Annotated in this window: 20 protein-coding genes; 13 read left to right on the forward strand and 7 right to left on the reverse strand. The window is 71.5% G+C overall.

All coding sequences use genetic code 11. The annotated features are described in order from the left end of the window. The first annotated feature begins 141 nt into the window (after positions 1-141). A complete protein-coding gene (gene leuE / locus AMK33_RS08125; RefSeq protein ID WP_073932096.1) occupies positions 142-795 on the forward strand; it encodes a leucine efflux protein LeuE in 654 nt (217 codons plus the stop codon). 3 nt (positions 796-798) lie between these two features. Here leuE and AMK33_RS08130 read toward each other — a convergent pair whose 3' ends face one another. Next, the gene (locus tag AMK33_RS08130) at positions 799-2,202 is read right to left on the reverse strand and encodes an FAD-dependent oxidoreductase (RefSeq protein ID WP_073932097.1); all 1,404 of its coding nucleotides are present in this window, start codon (positions 2,200-2,202) and stop codon (positions 799-801) included. Between the two features lie 72 nt (positions 2,203-2,274). On the opposite strand from AMK33_RS08130, the gene AMK33_RS08135 reads away from it, so the two are divergent. Beyond that, positions 2,275-2,925 carry a TetR/AcrR family transcriptional regulator C-terminal domain-containing protein gene (locus tag AMK33_RS08135; RefSeq protein ID WP_073932098.1) on the forward strand — a complete coding sequence of 217 codons (651 nt, stop codon included), beginning with the start codon at positions 2,275-2,277 and terminating at the stop codon, positions 2,923-2,925. 245 nt (positions 2,926-3,170) lie between these two features. On the opposite strand, the gene AMK33_RS08140 is transcribed toward AMK33_RS08135, so the two are convergent. Further along, the gene (locus tag AMK33_RS08140) at positions 3,171-4,118 is read right to left on the reverse strand and encodes a class I SAM-dependent methyltransferase (protein WP_073932099.1); all 948 of its coding nucleotides are present in this window, start codon (positions 4,116-4,118) and stop codon (positions 3,171-3,173) included. A gap of 138 nt (positions 4,119-4,256) precedes the next feature. Then, positions 4,257-6,959, reverse strand: coding sequence for a glycosyltransferase family 4 protein (locus AMK33_RS08145; protein WP_073932100.1), 2,703 nt, complete (start codon positions 6,957-6,959; stop codon positions 4,257-4,259). Positions 6,960-7,193: 234 nt separating this feature from the next. On the opposite strand from AMK33_RS08145, the gene AMK33_RS08150 reads away from it, so the two are divergent. Further along, positions 7,194-8,180 carry a glycosyltransferase family 2 protein gene (locus AMK33_RS08150; protein WP_073932101.1) on the forward strand — a complete coding sequence of 329 codons (987 nt, stop codon included), beginning with the start codon at positions 7,194-7,196 and terminating at the stop codon, positions 8,178-8,180. Beyond that, positions 8,177-9,520: a polysialyltransferase family glycosyltransferase gene (locus AMK33_RS08155; RefSeq protein WP_073932102.1), complete on the forward strand. Its 1,344-nt coding sequence runs from the start codon at positions 8,177-8,179 to the stop codon at positions 9,518-9,520. Before AMK33_RS08150 ends, AMK33_RS08155 begins: the two co-directional genes overlap by 4 nt. A 22-nt stretch (positions 9,521-9,542) precedes the next feature. Here the strand turns inward: AMK33_RS08155 and AMK33_RS08160 are convergent, their stop codons facing one another. The 3 genes from AMK33_RS08160 to AMK33_RS08170 are packed head-to-tail and all read right to left on the reverse strand — an operon-like array spanning position 9,543 to position 13,089. Beyond that, positions 9,543-10,721 carry an acyltransferase family protein gene (locus AMK33_RS08160; RefSeq protein ID WP_383617414.1) on the reverse strand — a complete coding sequence of 393 codons (1,179 nt, stop codon included), beginning with the start codon at positions 10,719-10,721 and terminating at the stop codon, positions 9,543-9,545. Positions 10,722-10,759: 38 nt separating this feature from the next. Continuing rightward, positions 10,760-12,109, reverse strand: coding sequence for a polysialyltransferase family glycosyltransferase (locus AMK33_RS08165; protein WP_073932103.1), 1,350 nt, complete (start codon positions 12,107-12,109; stop codon positions 10,760-10,762). Continuing rightward, entirely contained in the window at positions 12,109-13,089 is a 981-nt protein-coding gene (locus AMK33_RS08170) for a glycosyltransferase family 2 protein (protein WP_073932104.1), read from the reverse strand. Before AMK33_RS08170 ends, AMK33_RS08165 begins: the two co-directional genes overlap by 1 nt. Before the next feature lie 198 nt (positions 13,090-13,287). Here AMK33_RS08170 and AMK33_RS08175 point away from each other — a divergent pair, with 198 nt between their 5' ends. The 8 genes from AMK33_RS08175 (at position 13,288) to AMK33_RS08210 (ending at position 21,940) form a co-directional block, all read left to right on the forward strand. Beyond that, the gene (locus AMK33_RS08175) at positions 13,288-14,595 is read left to right on the forward strand and encodes a DUF6716 putative glycosyltransferase (RefSeq protein ID WP_073932105.1); all 1,308 of its coding nucleotides are present in this window, start codon (positions 13,288-13,290) and stop codon (positions 14,593-14,595) included. Between the two features lie 32 nt (positions 14,596-14,627). After that, positions 14,628-16,169, forward strand: a complete 1,542-nt coding sequence (locus AMK33_RS08180) for an N-acylneuraminate cytidylyltransferase (RefSeq protein WP_073932106.1) — start codon at positions 14,628-14,630, stop codon at positions 16,167-16,169. Between the two features lie 14 nt (positions 16,170-16,183). After that, on the forward strand, positions 16,184-17,122 hold the full coding sequence (locus AMK33_RS08185) for an N-acetylneuraminate synthase family protein (protein ID WP_073932107.1): 939 nt from the start codon (positions 16,184-16,186) through the stop codon (positions 17,120-17,122). Between the two features lie 52 nt (positions 17,123-17,174). Beyond that, complete coding sequence (locus AMK33_RS08190; protein ID WP_073932108.1) at positions 17,175-18,239, forward strand: hypothetical protein; 1,065 nt, start codon at positions 17,175-17,177, stop codon at positions 18,237-18,239. Positions 18,240-18,297: 58 nt separating this feature from the next. Continuing rightward, entirely contained in the window at positions 18,298-18,561 is a 264-nt protein-coding gene (locus tag AMK33_RS08195) for a hypothetical protein (protein WP_235618016.1), read from the forward strand. A 118-nt stretch (positions 18,562-18,679) separates the two neighbouring features. Then, on the forward strand, positions 18,680-18,976 hold the full coding sequence (locus tag AMK33_RS08200) for a PIN domain-containing protein (RefSeq protein WP_201262986.1): 297 nt from the start codon (positions 18,680-18,682) through the stop codon (positions 18,974-18,976). Between the two features lie 290 nt (positions 18,977-19,266). Next, a complete protein-coding gene (locus AMK33_RS08205; RefSeq protein ID WP_073932109.1) occupies positions 19,267-20,496 on the forward strand; it encodes a M20 family metallopeptidase in 1,230 nt (409 codons plus the stop codon). A 394-nt stretch (positions 20,497-20,890) separates the two neighbouring features. Further along, on the forward strand, positions 20,891-21,940 hold the full coding sequence (locus AMK33_RS08210; RefSeq protein WP_073932110.1) for a BMP family lipoprotein: 1,050 nt from the start codon (positions 20,891-20,893) through the stop codon (positions 21,938-21,940). Between the two features lie 57 nt (positions 21,941-21,997). On the opposite strand, the gene AMK33_RS08215 is transcribed toward AMK33_RS08210, so the two are convergent. Continuing rightward, the gene (locus tag AMK33_RS08215; protein WP_073932580.1) at positions 21,998-23,209 is read right to left on the reverse strand and encodes an RNA-guided endonuclease InsQ/TnpB family protein; all 1,212 of its coding nucleotides are present in this window, start codon (positions 23,207-23,209) and stop codon (positions 21,998-22,000) included. A gap of 523 nt (positions 23,210-23,732) precedes the next feature. Between AMK33_RS08215 and AMK33_RS08220 the strand changes: the two genes are divergently transcribed. Then, entirely contained in the window at positions 23,733-24,782 is a 1,050-nt protein-coding gene (locus AMK33_RS08220; protein ID WP_073932111.1) for a BMP family lipoprotein, read from the forward strand. Positions 24,783-24,983: the final 201 nt, after the last annotated feature.

Here is a 24,983-nt window from a genome sequence, read left to right on the forward strand (position 1 = left end):
CCCGCGCAACGGTGGGCGAGGTGTGCAACGCCCTGCGCGAGGTCTGGGGCACCTACGTGCCGAGCGACGCGTTCTGAACGCCCGTTCTCGCCGGCTGAGACCCCTCGGAGGAGTGTCGTACCCCCGTGCGACACTCCCTCCATGTTCGGCGTCATCGACCTTCCCACCTACCTGGCAGGACTGATCCTCATCGTCCTGCTGCCCGGCCCCAACTCCCTGTACGTCCTCTCCGTCGCCGCCCGCAAGGGTGTCCGTACCGGCTACGCGGCGGCGGCCGGTGTCTTCACCGGGGACGCCGTCCTGATGACGCTGGCGGCGCTCGGCGCGGCCTCGGTGCTCACCACGACGCCGCTGCTGTTCCTGGTGGTGAAGTACGCCGGTGCCGCGTACCTGGCGTGGATGGCGTACGGCATGCTGCGCTCGGCGTGGAGCATGTGGAAGGCGCGGGGCGAGTCGACGGGCCCGGCCGAGGTGCCCGCCGTCACGTCCGCCGACGAGCGCCCCTACCGTCGCGCGCTGGTCGTGTCGCTGCTCAACCCGAAGGCGATCCTCTTCCTGATCTCCTTCTTCGTGCAGTTCGTCGACTCCGGTTACGCCTACCCCGCGCTCTCCTTCGTCGTCCTCGGCGCTCTGCTCCAGACGGCCAGCTTCCTCTACCTGTCGCTGCTGATATTCGGCGGCACCCGCCTGGCCGACGCGTTCCGGCGCAGGCGGCGGCTGGCGGCCGGTGCCACCTCGGCGGCCGGCGCCCTGTTCCTGGGCTTCGCGGCGAAGCTGTCCCTGGCGAGCGCGTAGCGGTCAGCGCCCGCCGAACCGGGCCAGGTACTCCGGAAGCCCGGTCGGCGTGTCCCCGGCCCAGCCCACGTAACCGTCCGGGCGGACGAGGAACAGTCCCGTCCCGTAGGTCTCGTGCGCCGGGCCGTGCACCAGTCGTACGGCGGCGGGCGGCGCGGGGGCGTCCGTGCCCAGTGCCAGCAGGGTCCAGTGCGGCCCCCGGAACGCGTCGAAGAGGCGTACGCCGTTCACCGTGGCGTCCGGGGCCCGGTCGCCCGCGCGGACCGGGCCGGGCGCCGTGCGCGTCTCCTTGGTGAGCGTCGACGCGGGATAGCCGAGGTCCAGTTGCCGGGTGGCCCCGCCCCGCTGCGCCTCACCCCGGTGGATGCTGGTGGACAGGCCCAGCATCTGCGCGGCGATCGGGCGCCGCTCCTCCTCGTACGTGTCCAGCAGCGCCGCCTCCGCCCCGTCGCCCAGGACCGCGCCCAGCTTCCAGCCCAGGTTGTAGGCGTCCTGGACGCTGGTGTTGAGGCCCTGGCCGCCGGCCGGGGAGTGCACGTGCGCCGCGTCGCCCGCGAGGAAGACCCGGCCCACCCGGAACCGGTCGGCGAGCGCGGCCCGCGGACGGAAGTCCGAGGCCCAGCGGACCTCCGTGACGTCCTCGGCGGCGAGATGCGAGCGGGTGGCGACGACCTGTCGTACGCCCTCCAGGGAGAGGTCCACCTCCGTGCCCTCCGCGAACCGGGCGATCAGCTGGAAGTCCTGCGTCCCGGCCAGCGGGCAGATGGCCAGGAGGTCCTCGGGTTCCTCGCCCTGGGGGAAGAAGTGCCAGTTGTCCCGGTCCAGGCCGGTGATCCGCACGTCCGCCACCAGCGTGGGGAACGGATCCACCTCCTCCCCGGTCATGCCGACGCCCACCGCCCGGCGCACCACGGAACGTCCGCCGTCCGCCGCGACGAGATACCGGGCGCGCACCGGCCCACCGGAGGCGAAGTGCGCGATCACGCCCTCCGGGTCCTGGACCACGCCGGTGACCTCCCGGCCGAAGGCGACCTTGCCGCCGAGCTCCTCCAGGCGCTCCAGCAGGATCCGCTGGGTGCGCCACTGCGGGACCATCCACGGCTCGTCGTACGGCGAGTCCTCGCTCGGCTCGGCCGGTTCGAACATGTGGTGTTCGCCGAGCCGCTCGCCGTTCCGCCAGATCATGCCGACCGGGTAGCCGCCGCCCACCGCGTGGATCGCGTCCAGCACGCCCAGGTCGTCGAAGACCTCCATGGTGCGCGGCTGGAACCCCTTGCCGCGCGAGCCGGGGAACAGCTCGTCCGCCCGCTCCACCACCAGTGCGGGGATCCCGCGCCGGGCCAGGTCGATGCCGAGGGTGAGGCCGGTCGGTCCGGCGCCCACGATCAGCACATGGGTGTCGCTCATGATCAAGTCTCCTTAACGCTGTTAAGTAGCCTGCCCTGTGAGCGTGTCCCTAACGGTGTTAACTTGTCAAGCGTGAGTTCGGAACGACGTGCCCCCCTGGACCGCCGACGGGTCGCCGACACGGCGCTGAAACTGCTGAACGAGGTCGGCCTGGACGGCCTGACGCTGCGCGCGATCGCCAGGGAACTGGACGTCAAGGCGCCCGCCCTCTACTGGCACTTCAAGGACAAGCAGGCGCTGCTCGACGAGATGGCGACGGAGATGATGCGGCAGATGGCCGCCGAGCTGACCGCCCGGCCGGCCGGCGACTGGCGGGAGGCGCTCCGCCTGATGATGGGCGGCCTGCGCGAGCACCTGCTCCGCTACCGCGACGGGGCCAAGGTCTACGCGGGCACCCGATTCACCGACATGTCGTACGCCGAGCCGATGGAGGCCGGCCTGCGGGTGCTCACCGACGCGGGGTTCACCCCGGCCGCCGCCGCCCGCGCCTGGTTCACGGCGTACAGCTACACCATCGGATACGTCATCGAGGAGCAGGCGATGGGGCCCGACCCCGCCACCGGGGCCGACGGCTACGACCTGGACGCCCGCGGGGAGCGCCTGGCCGCCCAGCCGCTCGCCGCGCAGGCCGGGTACGAGATGTTCCAGGACCACCAGGCCGGTTTCGAGGCGGGACTCGGCGCGGTCGTCGAAGGCATCGCGCTCACCCTCCGGGAGCGCTGACGACGTCCGGACCCGTCGCCACCGGGGGCCGCCGCGCGCGCCCCGCACGGCGTCGAAGCGCCCCGGGAACGGCCCGCCGCGCGCCCTCCTCCGAAGGCCGTGATCTTCCGGGCGGGCGTGTCCGCCGATGCGGTGCGGGCGTCCGCCACGCCGGCGACTTCCGTGTCAGCGGCCCCGGCTCCGGCCCGGCACGGAACGGAGGGGCCTTGAGCCGTGGCCGTGCCGACTGCCGTCCGGGCCGTTGCTCAGGAGGCCCGCAGGTACGCCGAGTGGGCGGCCTTGCCCAGGAACGTGAAGCGGGTTTCGCCCTTCAGGTGGGCGTCCAAGGCCTCCTTGACGCCCTGCCAGTTGGGGTCGCCGTAGTCGTCCAGGACGACGATCGCGCCGGGCGCGGCGATCTGCTCGGCCCACTCCAGGTCCTGGGCGACGCCCTTGGCCGAGTGGTCGCCGTCGATGACGATCACGCCGTAGCGGCGGTCCGAGACGGCCGCCCGGGTCTCGGGGTCCTCGGAGAATCCCCGCTGGATCCGTGCCGCCGTACCCGCCGGGCCGGCGAGGGCGAGGTTGGTGCGTACGGCGTGCTCGTCGACCGGTGACCCGCTGGGGTCGGGGCGCTGGGCGGTGCCGGGCTGGAGCTGTACGCCGGCGAAGGGGTCGACGATGGTCAGGCTCGGGCTGCGGCCGTCGCGTTCCATCATGCGGACCAGTCCGGCGGAGAACAGCCCGTACAGCGTGCCGATCTCCAGGATGTCGTCGTTCGGCGGATCGAGCAGCGGGACCGTCCCGAGCTTGCCGCAGATGTTCATGGTGCCGCCCGCGATCCGGCCCACGCCCAGCGACTCCAGCGAGACGAGCAGCCGGAAGGCGGTGGCGACGTTGCGCACGGCCGCGTCACGGTCACCGGACAGGGCCGTGACCTCGGCGTGCAACTGCTGCAGGGGCCCCTGGGACACGATGCGTGAGATGCCCCGCCCGCGGGGGCCGAGGAGCAGCTCGAAGGTGAGCTGGCGGTGCCGGAGCAACTCGACGTCGCGCACGAGCTGCTCGGTCCTGGCGAGGTCCGGCGTCTGCCGGTCGGCCGTGCGCCGGACCTCGGAGCGGACCCGCCGCTCGATGCGCTGGTCGATGACGTCGGCGACCGGGCGCAGCAGACGCCGGGAGACCGAACTGCGGAGCATGGAGCGGCTGTTCATGGACCTAAGACCTCAATCCGTCATGGAGCTGATGCAGTACCAGGAACACGGGGAACGTCGGTCGGAGGCTGACGTCTGAGGGGGCCGGGCGGGGGAGCGGCCGGCAGGGCTGGTGCCGTCCCGGCCGGACGCCCCGGCTCAGTCCCCCTTGCGCAGCCGCGCCGAGTGGTGGGTCACCTGCGCCCGGACCGATTCCTTGCGGGCCAGCTGCCGGATGGCCCGTCCGCGCGGGCCGAGCAGGGCCGCCACGCGGGAGATCTCCGACCACACCCTGCCCCGGTCGCCACCGACGACGGCCGCGGCGGCCAGCAGCCGGCACGCCTCCTTGGCCTGGCCCCGGGCGGCGCGCAGCTCGGCCATGCCGATCAGCACGTCCACCGGCTGCCGGCGGCGCAGGATCTCGGTCCCCACGCGCAGGGCGTCCTCGACGTTGCCCGCGCCGACGTGACGCTTGAAGTCCTCGTTGAGGTGCCGGAGCTGCTGCGGGATCACCGCCCGCGGATTCTCGGGACCGTCGCCGTCCGCGGTTTCCTCGCTCTCCGCGCTCTCCGCGCTTTCCGCGGACGCGGCGGACGCGGCGGACGAGACGGACAGCGGATACCGCGCGGGCCCGGGCCCGGGCAGCCCCAGCGCGGTTGTCATCCGCGCGGTGAACGCGGGGATGTCGAACAGTTCCTCGACCTCCCGGTAGTCGTCTTCCGAGACCCGCTCGGCGAGCACCGACCGCAGGGCGTCGAACGCCGCCTGCGGCGTGTACTCGGAGAACGACCGGTAGCCCGGAACCCCGTCGAGCACCTCGCGGGAGCCCACCCGCCCGTAGGTGATCACCCGCAGCCGCTGCTGGACCGCCTCGACCACCGACAGCGGCATCGGGTCGTCGACGGAGGAGAGGAAGAAGACGTCCGACGCGGCGAGTTCCTCCCGTACCCGCGCCCGCGACAGCGCCCCCATCCAGGTCACCCGGTCGGAGACCAGGGTCGAGGAGGCGATCCGCGGGGTGCGGTGGCCGATCCACGCGAACCGCCACGGCAGTCCCTTGGCGTGCGCGAGTTCCGCGACCCGGGAGAAGAGGTCCAGGCCCTTGCGGTCCTGCATCGAGCCGACCATCACGATCCGCGGCTGCCCGCCCGGCGTGGGCCGGGCCCGGACCCGGTGGCTGTCCTGCGGGACGGTGTTGTAGACGACGACGGGGGCGGTCACCCCGAGCCCGCGGAACATGTCGGCCTGGGCCGAGGACACGCACAGCACGCGCACCCGGGGCAGGAGCCGGAGCATCTCCTTGTGGCGCAGGGTGTGGTGCTCCGCCTCGTAGGCCATGACGTGTTCGGTCTCGTGGGCGTAGAGGAAGACCTTCCGGCCGGCGGACACCAGTTCGTCGACCAGTTCGTTGCCGAGGGCGGAGCGCCACAGCGGGGCGAGGCTGTTGACGAGCACGACATCGGTGTCCCCGAGCGCGTCGAGGACGTCCTCGGTACGGCAGTAGGCGCTCAGGTCGAGGTAGCGGACGTCCACGGGCGACTGGGCGAGCAGGGCCTGGGTGTAGGTCAGGACGGGGATCGCCACGCCGGTGGTGTAGCCGAAGCCGAGGCCGACGACGGCCATCGAGCGCGGGGGCGCCTGCTGGTCCCGTACGGCCCGCAGGGCGCGCTCGGCGCGGGTGCCGACGGGGGCGGGGGACGTCTCGCCGGGCCCGGGGGCGACGCGCGGCGCGCGCACCTTCGCCTCCTCGACCACCGTCAGGATCCGCTCGGCCACGTCGTCGTGGAAGGTGAGGAAGTGGGTCAGCGGCTCGCCGGTGTTGTTGCCGGCGAACTTGCCCGTACGGTGCAACTGGCCGACGACGTCCGCGAGTTCCCCGACGCTGCCGACGTTGCGCAGCAGCGCGTGGTTGACGGCGGGGAAGACGATGTTCAGCGGCGGCGGGCTGAACAGCACCAGCGGGACGCCGGCCCGCAGGGTCTGGAGATAGGTCGTGGAGAAGAAGGTGACGGCCAGGTCGAAGGCTTCCAGGCCGGCCGCGTCCACGAGCGTCGACTCGTCCAGGACGGTGATCCCCGGCAGGGTGGCCAGCCAGTCCAGGTGCCCGGAGAGGGTCGAGGGGTGCGGTTTGACGGAGACCTCGCCGAACTCGGCGAGCGCCTCGCAGGCCGTCCGGAGGTACTCGCGGTGCTGGTTGGCGGGCAGTTTGCGCTGGTCGCCCAGGGGCTGGTCGAGGAGGATGATCCGCAGCGGTTCCCGGGAGGGGCGCGCGGTGGGCGGTGCGGGCTGGTGGGCGGCGCGCACCAGGTCCGGGTCGTCGCTGTGCCCGAGCGCGCCGGTGACGTGGACGACCGGGTCCGCGTCCGCCGTGCGGTACAGCAGGTGGTGGGCGGTGGCCGGGCCCCACACGCACACGGCGGCGGGGCCGGAGGAGCCGTAGTACCAGTTCTGGTCGCGCAGGCCGGGGCCGAGCTTCTTGTAGTGGAAGTCGAGGTGGCCGTCCTGGACGAGGACCACCGGCAGCGTCCCGGAGAGGGCGTCGGCGACCCTGCTGCCGCGCTGCGACCGGTCGTTGAAGAGGATCAGCCGGTCGACGGACTCGCTCCGCGCGAACTCGGAGATCCGGGGGCCCGTCTCCTCGAGGAACTGCGCGTGGGTGAGGGCCTCCCCCTCCCGGAACAGATTGTGGACCCGCCGGCCGCCGAGCCGGGAGGAGGCCTCCTCGTCGATCCACCGTCCCACGTCTCCGTCGAGGTCGGCGGTGACCGGCAGGAAGGTGTGCTCCCCGGCGCCCGTGGCGCTCATGATCCGCGAGGTCAGACCGACACCGTTGCGGTTTTCGACGAAGACAGCGATACGCATAGACAACCAGCCCAGTCCACAGGGTCCGTGAGGCACAGAGATGTGATTATGTAATGAAAAAGCTGAGGGGATCATTGCACGAGGAGTGACGACCGGTGGGTTAAGGAAAAACAAATGCGGGGTGAAGCCGAGCAATTAACTCCTCGTTCACCTCGTGGACGCGAAAGTGTCGCCACCCGGGTTCGGGCACCTCCTAGATTCACGGGAACCCCGTTGAGAGAACTCAGGTGCAGCGTGACCAAGAGTCCCCCGAAACTGTCCGTGATCGTCCCCTGCTTCAACATCGAGGCGTACGTCCCGTCCACCGTGACCAGCCTCGTCAACAACGCGCGGGACGATTTCGAGTTCGTGTTCGTCGAGGACCGGTCGACCGAGGACGAGACCTACGAGGCGCTGCTGGAACTGACCGGACGCCTGCCGAACAGCCGGGTCGTCCGGCACGAGCACAACGGCGGACTGGCCACCGCGCGCAACACCGGGATCGACCTCGCGGAGGGCCGCTACCTCACCTTCCTCGACGGCGACGACTGGCTGGCCCCGGGCCATCTGAGCAGCCTGGTGGACGCCATCGAGCGCCTCGACGTCGACTTCGTGCGCACCGACCACGTCCAGGTCACCGGCATCGAACGGACCGTCCGACGGGCACCGGAGGGCCGCCGCCACACCCCGCTCGACCCGCGGACCTCCATCCTCCCCGTCGACGCCACCACCATGGTCGACTACCCGTACGCCTGGGCGGGCATCTACCACCGGCGCCTGCTCGACCGCGGGCTGCTGCGCTTCCACGACGGGCTGCGCACCGCCGAGGACCGCCCCTGGATCTGGGGCCTGCACCGCGAGGCCGACTCCTACGCCGTGGCCAGTCTGCACGGCGTCTTCTACCGCCGGGGCGTGACGACCTCGCTCACCCAGATCGGCGACGCGCGCCAGCTCGACTTCTTCCGCTCCTTCGACCTGGTCCTCGCCGAACTCGCCGGCGACCGCGACGAAAAGCGGCTGCGCGCCAAGGCACTGCGCGACTACTGCGTCGTCATCGCCCACCAACTGCTCGACCGCGCACGCTTCGAACGCGACGCGGCCACCAGGCTGAAGCGGCTGAGCGCCGAGGCGCTGGGCCGGATGACGGAGACGGAACTGAACGACGCCCTGATCGGCATGGGCACCGAACGCGTGCACCTGCTGCGCCGGATACGCGGGGGCATGAAGGGAGTCGCGGCATGATCCAGATCTTCTTCTCGGCCACGCAGTACGCGGCCGCGACCGTCACCGCCGCGATCCGCGCCGGCCTGTTCGGCCCGCGCGAACACCGCCGCATCCTCGTGGTCAGCAACACCGCCGCCGTCCCCGAGGTCGGCACCCCGCTGGACCGGATGGCCGGCTTCGAGACGCTGCGCCCGGAGTTCGACGAGGTGCGCTCCTGGAACGAGTTCATCGCCCCGCACCACCCGGCCGGCTGGTCGCCCCGCGACCAGGACGTCCGGCTCTGGGAGAAGGCCGTACGCCTCGCCTGGGACCTGGGCGACGAGCCGGTCGAGATCGCCTGCGAGTCCATCCAGGCCAACCCCTCCCGCGCGGTCGCGGAGATCTTCGCGGACAGCCCCGTCCACGTCTACGCGGACGGCCTGATGAGCTACGGCCCCACCCGCAACCGCCTCCCGCACGAACTGAGCAGCCGTATCGCCCGGGTCCTCCACCTCGACCTGGTGCCCGGACTGCGGCCGATGCTGCTGTCCGAGTACGGAGTGGAACCCGAGGCCGTGCCCGGCGAGGCCATGGTCGAGGTGCTCGCCGGGATCGGCGAGGCCGGCGCGGACCTCCTCGCCCGGCGCGTCACCGCGGACGACCGCCCCACCGCCGTACTCATCGGCCAGTACCTCTCCGCCATCGACCTGATCACCCAGGACGAGGAGGAACGGCTGCACGTGCGGATGCTGCGGGCCGCCGCCCGCGCAGGACACGAACACGTGCTGTTCAAGCCGCACCCCAGCGCACCCGCCGTGTACAGCACGTCGCTGGAGACGGCCGCCGCCGAACTGGGCGTACGGCTGACCGCGCTGACCGAACCCGTGCTCGCCGAGACCGTCTTCGCGTTCCTGCGGCCGAGGCTCGTCATCGGCTGCTTCTCCACGGCGCTGATGACGGCCGCCGCCTTCTACGGCATCCCCGTCGCCCGCGTCGGCACGGAGCTGCTGCTGGAGCGGATCACGCCGTACGAGAACAGCAACCGCGTCCCGCTCACCATCATCGACGCGGCCCTGCCCGACGCGGAGCACGCGGAGCTCGGCCGGCCGCTCGAACTGGACGCGCTCGCCGGGGAACTGGCGCCGCTGGTGCGGACGGTCGGGTACTGCATGCAGTCCCGCAAGTACCACGGGTCGCGGGAGGAGGCGGTGGCATGGCTCGCCGTCCACCTCTCCACGCACCAGAAGTACTTCCAGCGCCGCCGTCTCACCAGCCTGCGCCTGCCGGGCGGCAGCCCGGTCCGCGCGGAGGCGCTGCGCCGCCATCCGGCCGTGCGCCGCGCGGTACGGCGGATGCGGTCGGCCGCCCGGCAGAAGTGACGGGGCCCGGGGGCGGGGCGTCCTACGCCGCTCCGCCCTTCCCGGGCCCGCCGGGCCGCACGGCCAGCGCCCGCTTCAGCCGCGGCCCGAACGGCTTCTCCACGAATCGGTGCATCAGCCAGGCGACGCCCAGCAGCCCCAGCACCGAGACGGCGAACGTCGGATACGCGCCCAGCCCGAAGTAGCGGTACAGCACCCGGATGAAGAACCAGCCCAGGTGCTCGTGGATCAGGTAGAAGGGGTACGTCAGCGCCCCGGCCACCGTCAGCCAGCGCCAGTTCGCCCAGCGGGTCCAGCCCAGCGCCACGGCCGCGACGGCGGCGAAGGCGAGGAGCACGATCGCCTGGATGACGTACGGGTCGCGGTGGAAGTCGCCCTCCGCACCGGGATTCCACAGCGCCGTGACCGAGTAGCGCTGGCCGAGCAGGAAACTGAAGCCCACGATGCCCCACAGCAGCAGGCTGCCGCCGAAACGGTGGATCAGGTACAGGGCGAGGCCGCCGACGAAGTACGGCGCGTGGTCCCGCATCACCAGTTCGTCGGTCAGCGGGTGGTCCGCCACCCGCGCGAAGACGCCGGCCAGCGTCCACAGGCAGCAGAACACCACGACCTTGCGGTAGGTCACGCCCCGCCAGACCACCAGCAGCGCGAACAGCGCGTAGAAGCGCACCTCGACCCAGAGCGTCCAGCACACGCCCAGCACCCGGGGCACCCCCATCGGCTGCTGCAGCATGGTCAGGTTGACCAGGATCTCGTTCAGCCGCAGCGGGTGGGCGACGACCGGCAGCAGGCACCCGGCCGCGGTGATCAGGACGATCGCCGCCCAGTACGCCGGATACAGCCGGGCCACCCGGGAACGGAAGAAGTCGCCCGGACCACGGCCCCAGCTGCTCATGCAGATCACGAAGCCGCTGATGAGGAAGAAGAACTGCACCCCGAGAGAGCCGTACGTCGCCACCTGCGACAGCGTCGGGAACTTCTGGCCGGGGGACTGGTCCCAGGACGCGGCGACCTCGCCGTTCTTGCCCGCGAAGTGGTACAGGCAGACCATCAGAGCGGCCAGCAGCCGCAGGCCGTCCAGGGCACGGAGACGGTCGCCCCCCGGCCGGCGGGGAGACGTGTCGGGGTCCCCCGGGCGCCCGGAGGGTATCGGCGCAGGCGCCGTGATCGTCGGGACCAGGACCTGGTCGGCCGCTTTCACCATGAGGCCTTTCGGTGGATGTCCGGGACGCCGGACGGTCAGCGCCTGGTCAGCGCACGGGCGCGTCGGGCGAGTCGTCGGACGGTCGCGTTGCGCGGGAGGAACGACAACTGGGCCGGGACCCCGCCCGGCAGCGCGAGCGAGGTCAGGCGGCGGCGCTTGAAGTAGCGCCACGTACGGGTGTCGAGGTGCCGGGACAGATGGTGCTCGGCATCCGCCCGCAGCTCCGGATGGATCCTGGGCTGCATCACGTAGCTCACGGCCTTGAGCAGGTCGGCCAGGTCCGCCGACCGCTCCGGCGCGGGCATCCGCCGGTCGGTCACCGCCGCCGCGTCCTCCAGGTCGGGCAACAGGGCGTCCGCGATGGTCAGCGGTACACGATCGCCGTTCTGGTAGGGCGCGAGCCGGGCCAGCAGCGTGTCGGTGCCCACCCGCGCGACCGGAAGGCCGTACAGACCGGCCGCGGTGAACAGCGCGGCCGGGAAACAGCCGACGACGAGGGCGGGACGCACCCGCTGGAACACCGCCTCGGCCAGGACGGGACCCTCCGGCACGGTCAGCCGGGCGCCGAGCCGCCCGGCCTCCTCCGACAGCCGGCCCGGCCGGCACGCGGGCGCCGCCGGATGCGGTACGAAGAGCAGCCTGCGGTGGCCCAGCGCCACCGCGCCGCGCACCATGCGCAGGTACAGCTCCTCCTCCTCGCGGCCGGTGAGGAGGCCGGGCGCGGACAGACACTGGCCCAGCAGCAGCGCCGGCCGCTCGGCCCCGTCCTCCACGTCGGCGAGAGCGTCCCCGTCACGGGCGAGTTCGCTCAGGACCTTCACCAACGCCTCGGCCGGGACCTCCTCGGACGGCACGCCGAACTCCGTGAGCAGCAGCGGAGCGAGCCCCGGTACGAGACCGGGGTGCAGCAGCCGGTCGACGCGGGTGCCCACCAGCGGGTCGATCTTGCCGGGGGTGGGGCCGTAGCCCATGAGGCCGTCCGCGTAGACGTCGACGGGGGCGTCCGTGAACAGCCGGCACACGGCGAGCGCCGGGTCCGCGTGGACGGACTCCACCACCAGCCGGACCCCGTCGTCGCCGAGCCCCCACAGCAGCCGTACGTACCGCTCCCACATCGGGACGTCGTCGGCGCGGGGGCTCCAGCCGCCGGGATGGAAGGGAGCGATGGTCTCGTTCCAGGACAGCACCTCGTCGAAACGCTCCCGGATCCGGGCGAAGCCCGGCATGGTGTCGACGGCGGGGGCGGTCTCGGGGATGGCCGCGCCGTTGCTGACCAGCAGCAGGCGCCGGTCGGCGGGCTCGAAGAGCCCGGCGTCCAGGGCGGCCGCCAGCGTGGCGGCTCCGTACAGGGTCGACGCGCAGAAGATCTGCGTGGTGCGGGGCATCAGGCGGCCACCGCCCGGCCGGCCGCCGGCCGCCGGCGCAGCCGCCTCAGCGGGGTCGCCCGCTGGGTGTTCATGGAGTCCAGGACCTCCGTGAGGACGGGCTGCGGCAGGCGTTTGAGGGCGGCGGACGTCAGGGAACGCAGTCTCCTCGCCACGGCGGGTTCGAACCTCTCGATCGATCCGAGGTGATGGGCCATGACGGCGCAGTACGTGCGCACGGCCTTCGGCAGCAGGGTGCCGGCGTCCGGGTCCGCGGCCGTCTCGGCGATCACCTGGTCGAACGCCCGCAGGAAGTCCAGTTGCCGCACGTCCCCGATCTGGGTGAGCGACGAGGCGACCCCCCGGCGGTAGTGGACGCCCAGCAGCCCGACGACGGCGAAGGACTCCGCCTCCCGGTGCAGCTTCCAGATCCACGGCCGGTCCTCCGCGGTGCGCAGCCCGTCCGTGAAGTGCAGCAGCCCCCGGTCCACCAGCCGGCGGTGGTAGACACCGGCCCACGCGTAGGCGTAGTCGACGCAGGTCGTCCGGTCGGCGGGCAGGATCGCCTCCCGCGGGGACATCACCACTCCCCGGCGGCCGTGCGGGACGCGGTGGATGCTGCGGGCCCGCCCCGTGCACTGGACGTGGTCGGTCCGCAGGAAGTCGCAGTCCAGCCGCTCGGCCGCGGCGACGAGTTGCGGGTAGTAGCCGGGCGCGAGCCAGTCGTCGCCGTCGAGGAACGTCAGGAACCGGCCGCGCGCCCGGTCGATCCCGGTGTTGCGCGCGGTGGCCAGCCCGCCGTTGTGCTCGTGCCTGACATACACGGCACCCGGCAGCTCACGCGCCGCGCGCGCGAGGATCTCCGGGGTCTCGTCCCGCGAACAGTCGTCCACGAGTATGAACTCGAAGTCGTCGCGCGCGTTCGCACGCAGGCTCTTCAGGGTGTCCGGGGCGTATTGCTGCACGTTGTAGAACGGCACGATGACGGAGAGCTTCAGCACGCGGGCGACGTTAGGCGGCGGCCCGGCATTCGGTTCGACCGCCCACTGGATACCGGATGAACTACGTGTGGCGAATCCGTGAACCACGATTTCCATCGGCCCGATACGGGCTCGAATCGCCATTCGGCGGTGTGCTGTTAACCGTTTGTTGTGTTCGGGTTGGGCGGTTCCTAGGAATCGATTCCTAGCGTCTTCGACGTGCCAGCAAGTGCAACGAAGCCTCTCAGGGTCGCGGTCCTCGCGGATTCCGACACCCGGTGGAAATGGGGCGCGCTCACCGCGAACCGCGTCGCGCCGCGGGACGTCCGCCTCGACGGATTCCTGCTGCGGGGCCGCGCCACCCCCACCGCCCGCCAGCTCGGCGAGGTCGGCGTCACCGCGGACTCGCTCCGCGAGGTCACCGCCGTCGAGTTCCTGCGCGCGATGCGCGAGGAGTCGTACGACCTCCTCGTGCTCGCCCTGGTCGGCGGCGGTGTGCAGGCGATGCTGCACGGACTCAAGCGCGCCTGGGAGGACCGGCCGCGGCGGCCCGTCGTCGTCACCGGATACGTCGGTGTCGTCTACGAGAAGCTCGCCGACGGCCTCCTGCTGCGCCACGGCGCCGACCTGGTGCTCGCCAACTCCCGCCAGGACGCGGACCGCTTCCGCGCCGTGTACGAAGGGGTGGGCGCCGACGCCTCGTCGGTGACCGAGGTCGCGCTGCCGTTCCTCGGCGGGGCCGCGTACGAGGGCGAACACGATCCCTACACGGTCGTCTTCGCCGCCCAGCCCTCCGTCCCGGACAGCCGCAGGGACCGTACGTACCTGCTGAACCGGCTGGTGCGGCACGCCCGCCGGCACCCCGAGCGCGAGGTGCTGCTGAAGCTGCGCTCCAAGCCCGGCGAACACACCACGCACATCGAGGAACTGCCCTACCAGAAGCTCGCCCAGCGGCAGGACCTGCCGCCCAACTTCCGCCTGGTCTACGGACACATGGGCGAGGTCCTCGACCGGACCGACCTCCTCGTCACGGTCAGCTCCACGGCCGCCCTGGAGTCGCTGCACCGCCGCGTCCCCACCGTGGTCCTCACCGACCTCGGCATCCGGGAAGCCCTCGGCAACCACCACTTCGTCGGCTCCGGCTGCCTCGCCTCCTGGGACCAGCTCGACGCGGGACACCGCCCGGAGCCGGACCCGGAGTGGGTGGCACGGCAGGGGGTCGCGGTGGGCGGCTCGTACGAGACGGCCTTCGACGCGGCCCGCGAACGCATCGCCGAACTGCTCGGCCGGCCCGGCGGACTGCCGCCCCTCACCCCGTACTACACGCCCGTCACCGCGCCCGGCTATCTGCCCGGCATCCTCGCCCGCCACCACCTCGGCCCGGACGGCACCCCGCTGCCCGGCGCGCCCGCCGCCGACAGGGAGCCCGGACCGGTCCGGCAGATCGTGCGCCGGGCGGCGCGCGGCGCCTACCGGCACGGCGTGCAGCGCGTGGCCCCGGTGATCCGACGGATGGGCGAACTGTGACCGGCCCGACCCCCGCTCGAGGAGCTGATCCCATGCCCACCTCCCCTGCCGTACGCCGGGTACTCGCCGTGATCCCCGCGCGCGGCGGCTCCAAGGGCGTACCCGCGAAGAACCTCGCCCCCGTCGGCGGCGTCCCCCTGGTGGCACGCGCCGTGCGCGAGTGCCGCGCCTCCCGGTACGTCACGGACGTCGTCGTCTCCACCGACGACCAGGCCATCGCGGCCGCCGCCCGGCAGGCCGGCGCCGAGGTCGTGCTGCGGCCCGCCGCCATCGCCGGCGACACCGCCACCTCCGAGGCCGCCGTCCTGCACGCCATGGACACCCACGAGACCCTGCACGGCGCCCCCGTGGACGTCGTCCTGCTCGTACAGTGCACCAGCCCCTTCCTGCTCCGCGAGGACATCGACGGGGTGGCCGCCGCGATCACCGACCAGGGCGCCGACACCGCGGTGACGGTCGCTCCGTTCCACGGCTTCATCTGGCGCGACGGGGTGGACGGGGCAGCCCCGTCCACCCCGGCCGGCGAAGCGACCGCTCACGGCACCGACCGGGCCGCCGCCCCCGTCGGCCGGACCACCGCGCCGACCTCAGCCGGGAGCGCGGACACCGTCTCGGCCGCCTCCGGCGGCGACCGACGTCCCTCGGCCGCCGCCGACCTCGCGGGCGACGGAACCGGCGCGACCGCCTCCACCGGCGCCGGACGAGCCGCCTCCGCCGACACGGCTGCCGACGGTGGCCGGAGCGCCGCCCCGACTGCCATCGGCACCGGTGGGGGTGCGGACGCCGACCCGTCCGCCGACGCCGACCCGTCCGCCGACGGCCCGGTCGCCGCCGGAGGCCACGGAGTCAATCACGACAAGTCCTTCCGCCCCCGCCGCCAGGACCGCCCCCAGGACCTCCTGGAGACCGGTGCCGCCTACGCCATGGACGCGGCAGGTTTCCGCGTGCACAAGCACCGCTTCTTCGGCCGTACCGAACTCGTACGCACCGACCCGGCCCGCGTGCTGGAGATCGACGACCCGCACGACCTCGCACGGGCCCGCGCCCTCGCCCCGCTCTTCGACGCGGAGCGGCCCGGCGCCCTCCCGACCGCCGACGACATCGACGCGGTCGTCCTCGACTTCGACGGCACCCAGACCGACGACCGGGTGCTGATCGACTCCGACGGACGGGAGTTCGTCTCCGTGCACCGCGGGGACGGACTCGGCATCGCGGCCCTGCGCCGCAGCGGCCTGAAGCTGCTCATCCTGTCCACGGAGCAGAACCCGGTCGTCGCCGCCCGCGCACGCAAGCTCAAGCTCCCCGTGCTGCACGGCATCGACCGCAAGGACCTCGCACTCAAGCAGTGGTGCGAGGAACAGGGCACCGCGCCCGAGCGCGTGCTCTACGTCGGCAACGACGTCAACGACCTCCCGTGCTTCGCCCTCGTCGGCTGGCCCGTGGCGGTCGCGAGCGCCCACGACGTCGTACGCGGCGCCGCACGCGCGGTCACCACCCTCCCCGGCGGTGACGGCGCGATCCGGGAGATCGCCGGCTGGATCCTCGGTCCCTCTCTCGATTCCCTCCCCAAGTAAGGAAACGCCAGGTCATGAGCACCAACTCCCGCATCCGCACCTTCGGTACCCGCGAGGCCGGCCCCGGCCGCCCCGTCTACGTCACCGGCGAGATCGGCATCAACCACAACGGCGACATCGAGAACGCCTTCAAGCTGATCGACGCCGCCGCCGAGGCCGGCTGCGACGCGGTCAAGTTCCAGAAGCGCACCCCCGAGATCTGCACCCCGCGCGACCAGTGGGACATCGAGCGCGACACCCCCTGGGGCCGGATGACGTACATCGACTACCGCCACCGCGTGGAGTTCGGCGAGGACGAGTACCGCCAGATCGACGCCTACTGCAAGAAGAAGGGCATCGACTGGTTCGCCTCCCCGTGGGACACCGAGGCCGTCGCCTTCCTGGAGAAGTTCGACGTCCCCGCCCACAAGGTGGCCTCCGCCTCCCTCACCGACGACGAGCTGCTGCGCGCCCTGCGCGCCACCGGCCGTACGGTCATCCTCTCCACCGGCATGTCCACCCCGAAGCAGATCCGCCACGCGGTCGAGGTCCTGGGCAGCGACAACATCCTCATGTGCCACGCCACGTCGACGTACCCGGCGCAGGCCGAGGAGCTCAACCTCCGCGTCATCAACACCCTCCAGCAGGAGTACCCGAACGTCCCGATCGGCTACTCCGGCCACGAGACCGGCCTGCAGACCACCCTCGCCGCCGTCGCCCTCGGCGCCGTCTTCGTCGAGCGGCACATCACCCTCGACCGTGCCATGTGGGGCTCCGACCAGGCCGCCTCCGTCGAGCCGCAGGGCCTGACCCGCCTGGTGCGCGACATCCGCACCATCGAGGCCTCCCTCGGTGACGGCGTCAAGAAGGTCTACGACTCCGAGCTGGGCCCGATGAAGAAGCTGCGCCGCGTCACCGGCGTGGTCGCCGAGGCGGAGATCGCCACCGCCGCCGGCGAGCCCGTGGCCGTCTGACCCCGCACCCCACCCACCCCACCCTTACGACGACGGGAACGGTCGTACGTCGATGAGCCCCCGCGCCGGCCGGTCCGGACCCCACACTCTCGCCTTCGTCGAGAGCCCGGTACAACTGCTCAACGTGCTGGAGTGGGCGCACGCGCATGCGCCCGGCGTGGGGCTCACCCTCGTGGTGCTGTCCCCGGTCGACCCCATGACCCGCGGCCAGTTGCGCCGCATGGCGGAGCTGGCCCGCGAGGAGGGTCACGAGGTCCGCTGGGAGGAGGCACGCGGGGGAGCGGGCGCCCCGCTGCAGACGGTCGGCGGCCTCACCGGGCCGCTCCGCCGGGCCGCCCGCGTCGTCCTCGGCGACCCCTTCTCCCGCTACGTCCAGCTGCTGCTGACGATCACCCGCGCCCGTGAGGTCGTCGTCGTCGACGACGGCACCGCGACCATGGAGTTCGTCGGCCAACTGGCCCGCGGCGAACGCCTGGTGCGCTGGCACCGCAAGGGCGGCCGGCCCGGCCCCCGCGAACTCGTCCTCGCCCCCGTGTCCGCCGCCGCCCGGCGCCGGCTCACCCCCGGTGAGAAGCGCACGGTGGAGGTCTTCACCTCCATGCCCATGGAGGACACCCCGCCCGGCGTCACCGTCAGCTCCCACACCTTCGCCTGGACCCGGGACCGCTTCGGCCCGCCCCGTGTCACCCGGGGCGCCGACATGGTCGGCACGTCCCTGGTGGAGACCGGCGTGGTGGACGCCGACGCCTACCTGGAGGCCGTACGCGCCCTGGCCGCCACGCACGGCGCCAAGCGCTACTTCGCCCACCGCCGCGAGAGCACGGAGAAACTCCACCGGCTCGCCGTCGAGACGGGACTGGAGATCGTCCGCCCCGAGCTCCCGCTGGAGCTCATCGCCCGGCGCGGCCCCATCGGCGCCACCGTCCTCAGCTTCCCCTCCACGGTCGTCCACACCCTCCCGCTGGCCCTAGCCGGCACCGGCGTCCGCGTCGTGGTGTGCGACATAGACCCCGCCTGGCTGACCAAGCACGCCTCCCCCCGGGCCCAGGGCTTCCTGGCCAACGTCACCGACACGGCCAGGTCCGCCCACCACCTGCGGACGGCTCCGGCGGTCTGAGTCCCCGACACCGGAAGGGAGCGGATGTCCGGGTGCTCGCTCGTGTCGGCGAAACCCGATGCCACCAGGTGAGAGCGCCCGTACGCTGGCCGTGGAGCCGGTTCTCGCCCCGCTGGAGGTCCTGATGAGTGTGCCCGCGTCCGAGGGCTTCAGCCACCCGCAGCCGAGGCCGCGCCTGTCGGTCGAGGAGTTGCTGGCGGCGAAGAACACCCAGCCGATCCGTTCCCTGGACGACCTCGCCGCCGACACCTTCGAGTCGGACGAGGAGCTGGAAGAGTTCCTCGCCTTCACCTACGCCGGGCGCCGTCGCGACGCCGCCTGATCCCGCCGCATGCAACCCGTCATCCTCGACACCGATGTCGCCTCCCTGCTGCACAAGCGCAAGCTGACCGGAGCACTGGCGGACCCGCCTGATCGGCCGCGAACCGCTGATCACCTTCGTGACCTACGGTGAACTCACGAAGTGGATGGAGATCCGTCACCGGGGCACCCGAAGCCGCCGGGAACTCGCCGACTGGCTCGCCGATGTCCCCGTCCTTCCGGGTGATGAAGCCGTCGCCACCACTTGGGGACGACCGTCTGCCGCCGGGACACAGCGCGGCCGGCCCCGCCCCACCAACGACATGTGGATCGCCGCCAGCGCCCTCACCTACGACCTGCCGCTGGCCACCCTCAACCTCAAGGACTACGAGGACTTCCGCCTTCACCACGGCCTTCGCGTGCCCGGTGCCGAATAGCAGCCGTCGCCTGCCGGCATCCGCCGAATGAACCCGCCCGCGTGCCTTCGGCCGATCGTGGTAACCGTGAGGAGTGGACGGGTGCCGGAACCATGTCCCGGATTGTGATCGACCTCATGGACCGGCAGGCCATCGGCCTATACCCTCGCAAAAAGGCGGTGAGTGTACCCACCTCCATATACGGCTATGCGTAGGGCAGCCAGATTTTCTCCCCCCAACGGGCTGATTTTTCTTGATCGGGGGTCAGTGGACGGCTCCGGCGCCCTACTCTTCAAAGGGTGAAACCACTGATGTCACTGGAGTCCGAGATCGATCTCCCCGGGGGAGCGGTGCTCCCCGGCGCGCTGCCCGAGACCCTGCGCGCCGAACTCGTGGCCTTCCGACGCGACCTGCACATGCACCCGGAACTCGGTCACCAGGAGTTCCGCACCACCGCGGCGATCAAGGAACGCCTCGAGCAGGCCGGTCTGAAGCCGCGCGTCCTCTCCGGCGGCACCGGCGTGATCTGTGACATCGGAACCGACGACGAGGCCGGCACGGACTCGGCGATGCTCGCCCTGCGCGCCGACATCGACGGCCTGCCCATCCCCGACATGAAGGCCGACTGCCCCTACCGCTCCACCGTGCCCGACCGGGCCCACGCCTGCGGCCACGACGTGCACACCACCGTCGTGCTCGGCACCGGCCTGGTCCTCGCCGAACTGCACCGCCAGGGCCTGCTGCCCCGTCCCGTGCGGCTGATCTTCCAGCCCGCCGAGGAGGTGCTGCCCGGCGGCGCCGCCGAGGTCATCGAGGACGGCGGACTCGACGGCATCGGCCGGATCCTCGCCGTGCACTGCGACCCCCGCGTCGACGCCGGGAAGATCGGGCTGCGCGAGGGCGCCATCACCTCCGCCTGCGACCGGCTGGAGATCGCCCTCGACGGCCCCGGCGGCCACACCGCCCGCCCGCACCTGACCACCGACCTGGTCACCGCCGCCGCCCGGGTCGTCACCGACGTGCCCGCGCTGGTCGGCCGGCGGGTCGACAGCCGCAGCGGACTCGCCGTGACCTGGGGCCGGGTCGAGTCGGGCCACGCGCCCAACGTCATCCCGCAGCACGCCGAGCTGTCCGGCACCGTGCGCTGCCTGGACCTGGAGACCTGGCGGCAGGCCCCCGACATCGTGGTCGCCGCCATCGACGAGGTGGCCAACCTGCACCGCGCCAAGTCGGAGATCACCTACGTGCGCGGCGTCCCGCCGGTCGTCAACGAGGCCGGCGCCACCGAGCTGCTGCGCGACGCCATGATCGCCCGGCGCGGAGCCGACTCCGTCGAGGGCACCGAACAGAGCCTCGGCGGCGAGGACTTCTCCTGGTACCTGGAGCGCGTCCCCGGCGCCATGGCCCGCCTCGGCGTCCGCCCCCCGGGCGAGCGCACCGTGCGCGACCTGCACCAGGGCGACTTCGACGTGGACGAACACGCCATCACCGTAGGAGTGGAACTCTTCACCGGCGCCGCGCTCCTGGACGCCCTGCGCTAGGCATACCAGCCCCTCCGGTACAACTCAGCCCCTCCGGCGTTTGAGGAGCGGGGTCCGGGGCGGAGCCCCGGGTTCGGGACGGGACGGGAAGGGGCGGCGGGGGCGAAAACCCCTGTCCGGCCCCACCCCACCACTCCCCACCGCGTCACCTCTCCCGCCCACTCCGCTTGCGCGCCCCGCACACCAGAGGCAGCGTGGGCCGCGTGCACCCGCGCCCCCCGCACCGATCGCCCGCTTCGGACCCGTACGGCCCCCTGGTTCACAAGGACGTAACCGGCCATCGGCACGAATGGATAACGGCCCCGCTCGACCCCGTTCCCAGGAGTGTCTACGCGCGTTAATGTGCGCCGAACCGAGCGCCCGCTGCGGGGCTTTGGAGAATGGGGAACTTCAGATGCGTCGGATATCCAAACTGACCCGCGTCGCGGTGGGGGTCGCCTCGCTCGCACTCGCCGCCACCGCCTGCGGCGGCACCAGCGGTGACAACGGCGACAGCGGCGGCTCCAAGGAAGACCTCGGCCTCGCCATCGCCTACGACATCGGCGGCAAGGGCGACCAGTCCTTCAACGACGCGGCCTTCGCCGGCCTCACCAAGGCCAAGGACGAGTTCGGCTACAAGACCGCCGACGTCGAGCCCACCGAGGGCGAGACCGACGCGGACAAGGAGCAGCGCCTGGCCTCGCTGGCCCGCCAGGGCTACAACCCGGTCATCGGCGTCGGCTTCGCCTACGGCCCCGCGATGAAGGCCGTCGCCGAGAAGTACCCGAAGACCACCTTCGGCATCGTCGACTCCGTGGTCGAGGGCGACAACGTCGCCTCCCTCGTCTTCGCCGAGGAGCAGGCCTCCTACCTCGCCGGTGTCGCCGCCGCCAAGGCCACCAAGACCAAGATCGTCGGCTTCGTGGGCGGTGTGGACATCCCGCTGATCCACAAGTTCCAGGCCGGCTACGAGCAGGGCGTCAAGGCGACCGACCCCGGCGTCAAGGTGATCCCGCAGTACCTGACGCAGACCGCGGAGGAGGGCGGCTTCTCCAGCCCCGACAAGGGCAAGGCCGCCGCCGAGGGCCAGATCGAGAAGAAGGCCGACGTCATCTACCAGGCGGCCGGTCTCTCCGGTCAGGGCGTCATCGAGGCCGCCGCCAAGGCGAAGGTCTGGGCGATCGGTGTCGACTCCGACCAGTACCAGCAGGAAGCCCTCGCCGCGTACAAGGACTACATCCTCACCTCCGCCCTCAAGGACGTCGGCGGCGCGGTGTACGCCCTGGCCGAGTCCGTCGAGGACGGCAAGCCGCTGACCGGCACCCAGGTCTTCGACCTCAAGGTGGACGGCGTCGGCCTGTCCGAGAGCAACCCGAAGATGGCCGAGATCCCCGGCCTGACGGACGCCGTGAACAAGGCCAAGGAAGGCATCATCGACGGCTCCATCCAGGTCAAGACGGATTGACATGCTCCTCGCCCTGAAGGGCGAGAATTCTGGCCTTCCCGACTGGTTGCTGTGCCGCTATGCGGCACAGCAACCAGTCGGGAATCCGTGACTTCCTGTTTCTTCGCGCTGTGCCAGAACGGATTCTGGTCTTACCGGCGCTCCGCAGGCCGATACCGCCAGTCCGGCGGCCTGGTGGACGTTGATCGTGGCATTGTGGTCGCGATCGTGGACCGTGCCGCAGGCGCTGCAGGTCCATTCCCGTACGTTCAGGGGTTTGGGCCCGTCCTTGGCCCCGCACGTGGAACAGACCTGACTCGTCGGCTTGAACCGGCCGATCTTCACCAGGGTGCACCCGTACCGTTGCGCCTTGTACTCCAGCATGTTCACGAACGACGCCCAGCCCGCGTCATGGACGGACTTGGCCAGCCTGGTGCGGGCCAGTCCCGCCACCGACAGGTCCTCCACGGCGATCCCTTGGTTCTCGGAGACCAGCTTCGTGGAGAGCTGGTGGTGGAACTCACGGCGCGCGTCGGCGACCTTCGCGTGGGCGCGGGCGACCTTCAGGCGGGCCTTGGCGCGGTTCCTGGATCCCTTCTGCTTGCGGGACAGCTCCCGCTGGGCCTTCTTCAACTTCTTCTCCGCGCGCCGCAGGAAACGCGGGGAGTCGATCTTCGTGCCGTCGGACAGGACCGCGAAGTGCGTGAGGCCGAGATCGATACCGACGGTGCGGTCGGTGGCGGGCATCCGGGCGGCGTCGGCGGCGGGGTCGGTGTCGATGACGAAGGACGCGAAGAACCGGCCGGCCGCGTCCCTGACGACGGTGACGGAGGTCGGGGTGGCGGGCAGCGTGCGGGACCACTTCACCTTCACCGCCCCGATCTTCGGCAGGTCCAGACGGCCTGCGACGGTGATCTTCCAGCGGGCATTCGCGGTGAACCGGACCGACTGCCGGTGATCCTTGCGGGACTTGAAACGCGGTGCGCCCAGCTGCGCGCCCTTGAGGGAGGCGAAGAAGTTGCGGTACGCGGTTTCGGCGTCCCGTAGGGACTGCTGGAGCACCACCGCGGACACCTCACCCAGCCAGGCACGCCCGGCTGTCCGCTTCGCCTCGGTGATCAGCTTCCGGGACAGCTCCCCGCCCGTCGGGAACGGCCGCCCGGCCCGACGGGCGTCCTCACGGGCACGGACCGCGTCGTTGAACACCACGCGGGCGCACCCGAACGCCTTGGCCAACGCGGCTTCCTGGACGGCGTTCGGGTACAGGCGGAAGCCGTACCTGAGCTGCATGACGATCACCCTAGGCACGTCGAACCCATGTCTTCACCGGGAACATGTGAGCGACCCGTCACCATGACGAAGCAGCGTCCGGATCCGCCGGAACGTCACCGCGACGCTCCGCGTCGCGACCACACGATTCGCTTCACCTCCGGCCCGAAGGCCGGAGCACTGCGAATGGCTCCCGGTAGCCGAACCCGGTACACACGCACGGAGAGGGCCCGCACACCGGGCGCCGGCCCTCTCCGTCGTTCCCGCGCCCCTTCGAGGGGCGCGGGCCGTGCCGGTACGCGGCTTTGCCGCGTGGGCGCGAAGAGGGTCCGGGAGCGAAGCCCCCAGGGCGTCCGCTCACCCACCGCCACCCTCCGTTCGCGCCCGGCGACGCCCTGGCCACCGCTCGACGTTGCGTTGGCCACGGCCGCATAACAAGGTGGACAGAAGGGGTTTTCAGGCAGGTCTACGCGCGTTAATCTGCGGCAAAGCCAGCGCCGCAGCTGAACACGTCCCGGCGCTTGTACGACTAGGAGCACCACACATGCGCCGGATTTCCCGGATCACGGTCGCAGGCGCAGCGACCGCCTCCCTGGCCCTCGCCCTCTCCGCCTGCGGCGGCACCTCCACCTCCTCGAGCTCCTCGGAGTCGAAGGGTGACAAGGGCCTCGCCATCGCGTACGACGTCGGCGGCAAGGGCGACCAGTCCTTCAACGACGCCGCGTACGCGGGTCTGGAGAAGGCGAAGAAGGAGTTCGGCTACGAGACCGCCGACGTCGAGCCCACCGACGGTGAGACCGACGCCGACAAGGAACAGCGCCTGGTCTCGCTGGCGAAGCAGGGCTACAACCCGGTCGTCGGTGTCGGCTACGCGTACGCCGCCGCCGTGAAGGGTGCCGCGGAGAAGTTCCCGGACACCACCTTCGGCATCGTCGACGACGCCACGATCGAGGCGAAGAACGTCGCCGACCTGGTCTTCTCCGAGGAGCAGGCCTCCTACCTCGCCGGTGTCGCCGCCGCCAAGACCACCGAGACCGACGTCGTCGGCTTCGTGGGCGGTGTGAACATCCCGCTGATCCACAAGTTCCGCGCGGGCTTCGAGCAGGGCGTGAAGGACACCGACCCCAAGGTCAAGGTCATCTCGCAGTTCCTGACGCAGACCGCGGAGGAGGGCGGCTTCTCCAGCCCCGACAAGGGCAAGTCCGCCGCCGAGGGCCAGATCGAGAAGAAGGCCGACGTCGTCTACGCGGCCGCCGGCCTGTCCGGCCAGGGCGTCATCGAGGCCGCCGCCGCCAACAAGGTGTGGGCGATCGGTGTCGACTCCGACCAGTACAAGCAGGAAGCCCTCGCCAAGTACAAGGACTCGATCCTGACCTCGGCGATGAAGGACGTCGCCAAGGCGGTGTACAACCTGGCGAAGTCGGTCGAGGACGGCACGCCCACGACCGGTATCGTCAAGGGCGATCTGAAGACGGGTGAGGTGAGCCTGTCGAACTCCAACCCGAAGTTCGCGGACGACGCCGAGCTCCAGGAAGCCATCGAGACGGCCAAGGAGAAGATCATCAGCGGCGAGATCAAGGTCAAGTCGAGCTGAGCTGAGACACCCCTGTACCACCGCGGGGTCGCGTCCGCTCGACGGGGTACGAGGAGCCAGGCTCCTCGTACCCCGTCGGTCAGGTGCGCCACCCCTTTGCATGCCGTAGGGGCGCTACGCGCGTAGACGGCCCCCGTCCCCAGGAGAGTGCGTCATCAACGCGTCCAGCAGCCCTCCGGCCGGAGCGGCGGTCAACGATTC

The sequence above is a fragment of the Streptomyces sp. CB02400 genome (assembly GCF_001905725.1).
In the GTDB taxonomy this organism is placed as follows: Bacteria; Actinomycetota; Actinomycetes; order Streptomycetales; family Streptomycetaceae; genus Streptomyces; species Streptomyces atrovirens.

Coding starts and splice junctions, on each gene's coding strand:
- AMK33_RS08185 (WP_073932107.1), top strand. CDS start 16,184: ATGAGCACCAACTCCCGCATCCGCACCTTCGGTACCCGCGAGGCCGGC.
- AMK33_RS08165 (WP_073932103.1), bottom strand. CDS start 12,109: ATGCCCCGCACCACGCAGATCTTCTGCGCGTCGACCCTGTACGGAGCC.
- leuE (WP_073932096.1), top strand. CDS start 142: ATGTTCGGCGTCATCGACCTTCCCACCTACCTGGCAGGACTGATCCTC.
- AMK33_RS08220 (WP_073932111.1), top strand. CDS start 23,733: ATGCGCCGGATTTCCCGGATCACGGTCGCAGGCGCAGCGACCGCCTCC.
- AMK33_RS08205 (WP_073932109.1), top strand. CDS start 19,267: ATGTCACTGGAGTCCGAGATCGATCTCCCCGGGGGAGCGGTGCTCCCC.
- AMK33_RS08145 (WP_073932100.1), bottom strand. CDS start 6,959: ATGCGTATCGCTGTCTTCGTCGAAAACCGCAACGGTGTCGGTCTGACC.
- AMK33_RS08155 (WP_073932102.1), top strand. CDS start 8,177: ATGATCCAGATCTTCTTCTCGGCCACGCAGTACGCGGCCGCGACCGTC.
- AMK33_RS08215 (WP_073932580.1), bottom strand. CDS start 23,209: ATGCAGCTCAGGTACGGCTTCCGCCTGTACCCGAACGCCGTCCAGGAA.
- AMK33_RS08130 (WP_073932097.1), bottom strand. CDS start 2,202: ATGAGCGACACCCATGTGCTGATCGTGGGCGCCGGACCGACCGGCCTC.
- AMK33_RS08190 (WP_073932108.1), top strand. CDS start 17,175: ATGAGCCCCCGCGCCGGCCGGTCCGGACCCCACACTCTCGCCTTCGTC.
- AMK33_RS08180 (WP_073932106.1), top strand. CDS start 14,628: ATGCCCACCTCCCCTGCCGTACGCCGGGTACTCGCCGTGATCCCCGCG.
- AMK33_RS08140 (WP_073932099.1), bottom strand. CDS start 4,118: ATGAACAGCCGCTCCATGCTCCGCAGTTCGGTCTCCCGGCGTCTGCTG.
- AMK33_RS08210 (WP_073932110.1), top strand. CDS start 20,891: ATGCGTCGGATATCCAAACTGACCCGCGTCGCGGTGGGGGTCGCCTCG.
- AMK33_RS08195 (WP_235618016.1), top strand. CDS start 18,298: ATGCCACCAGGTGAGAGCGCCCGTACGCTGGCCGTGGAGCCGGTTCTC.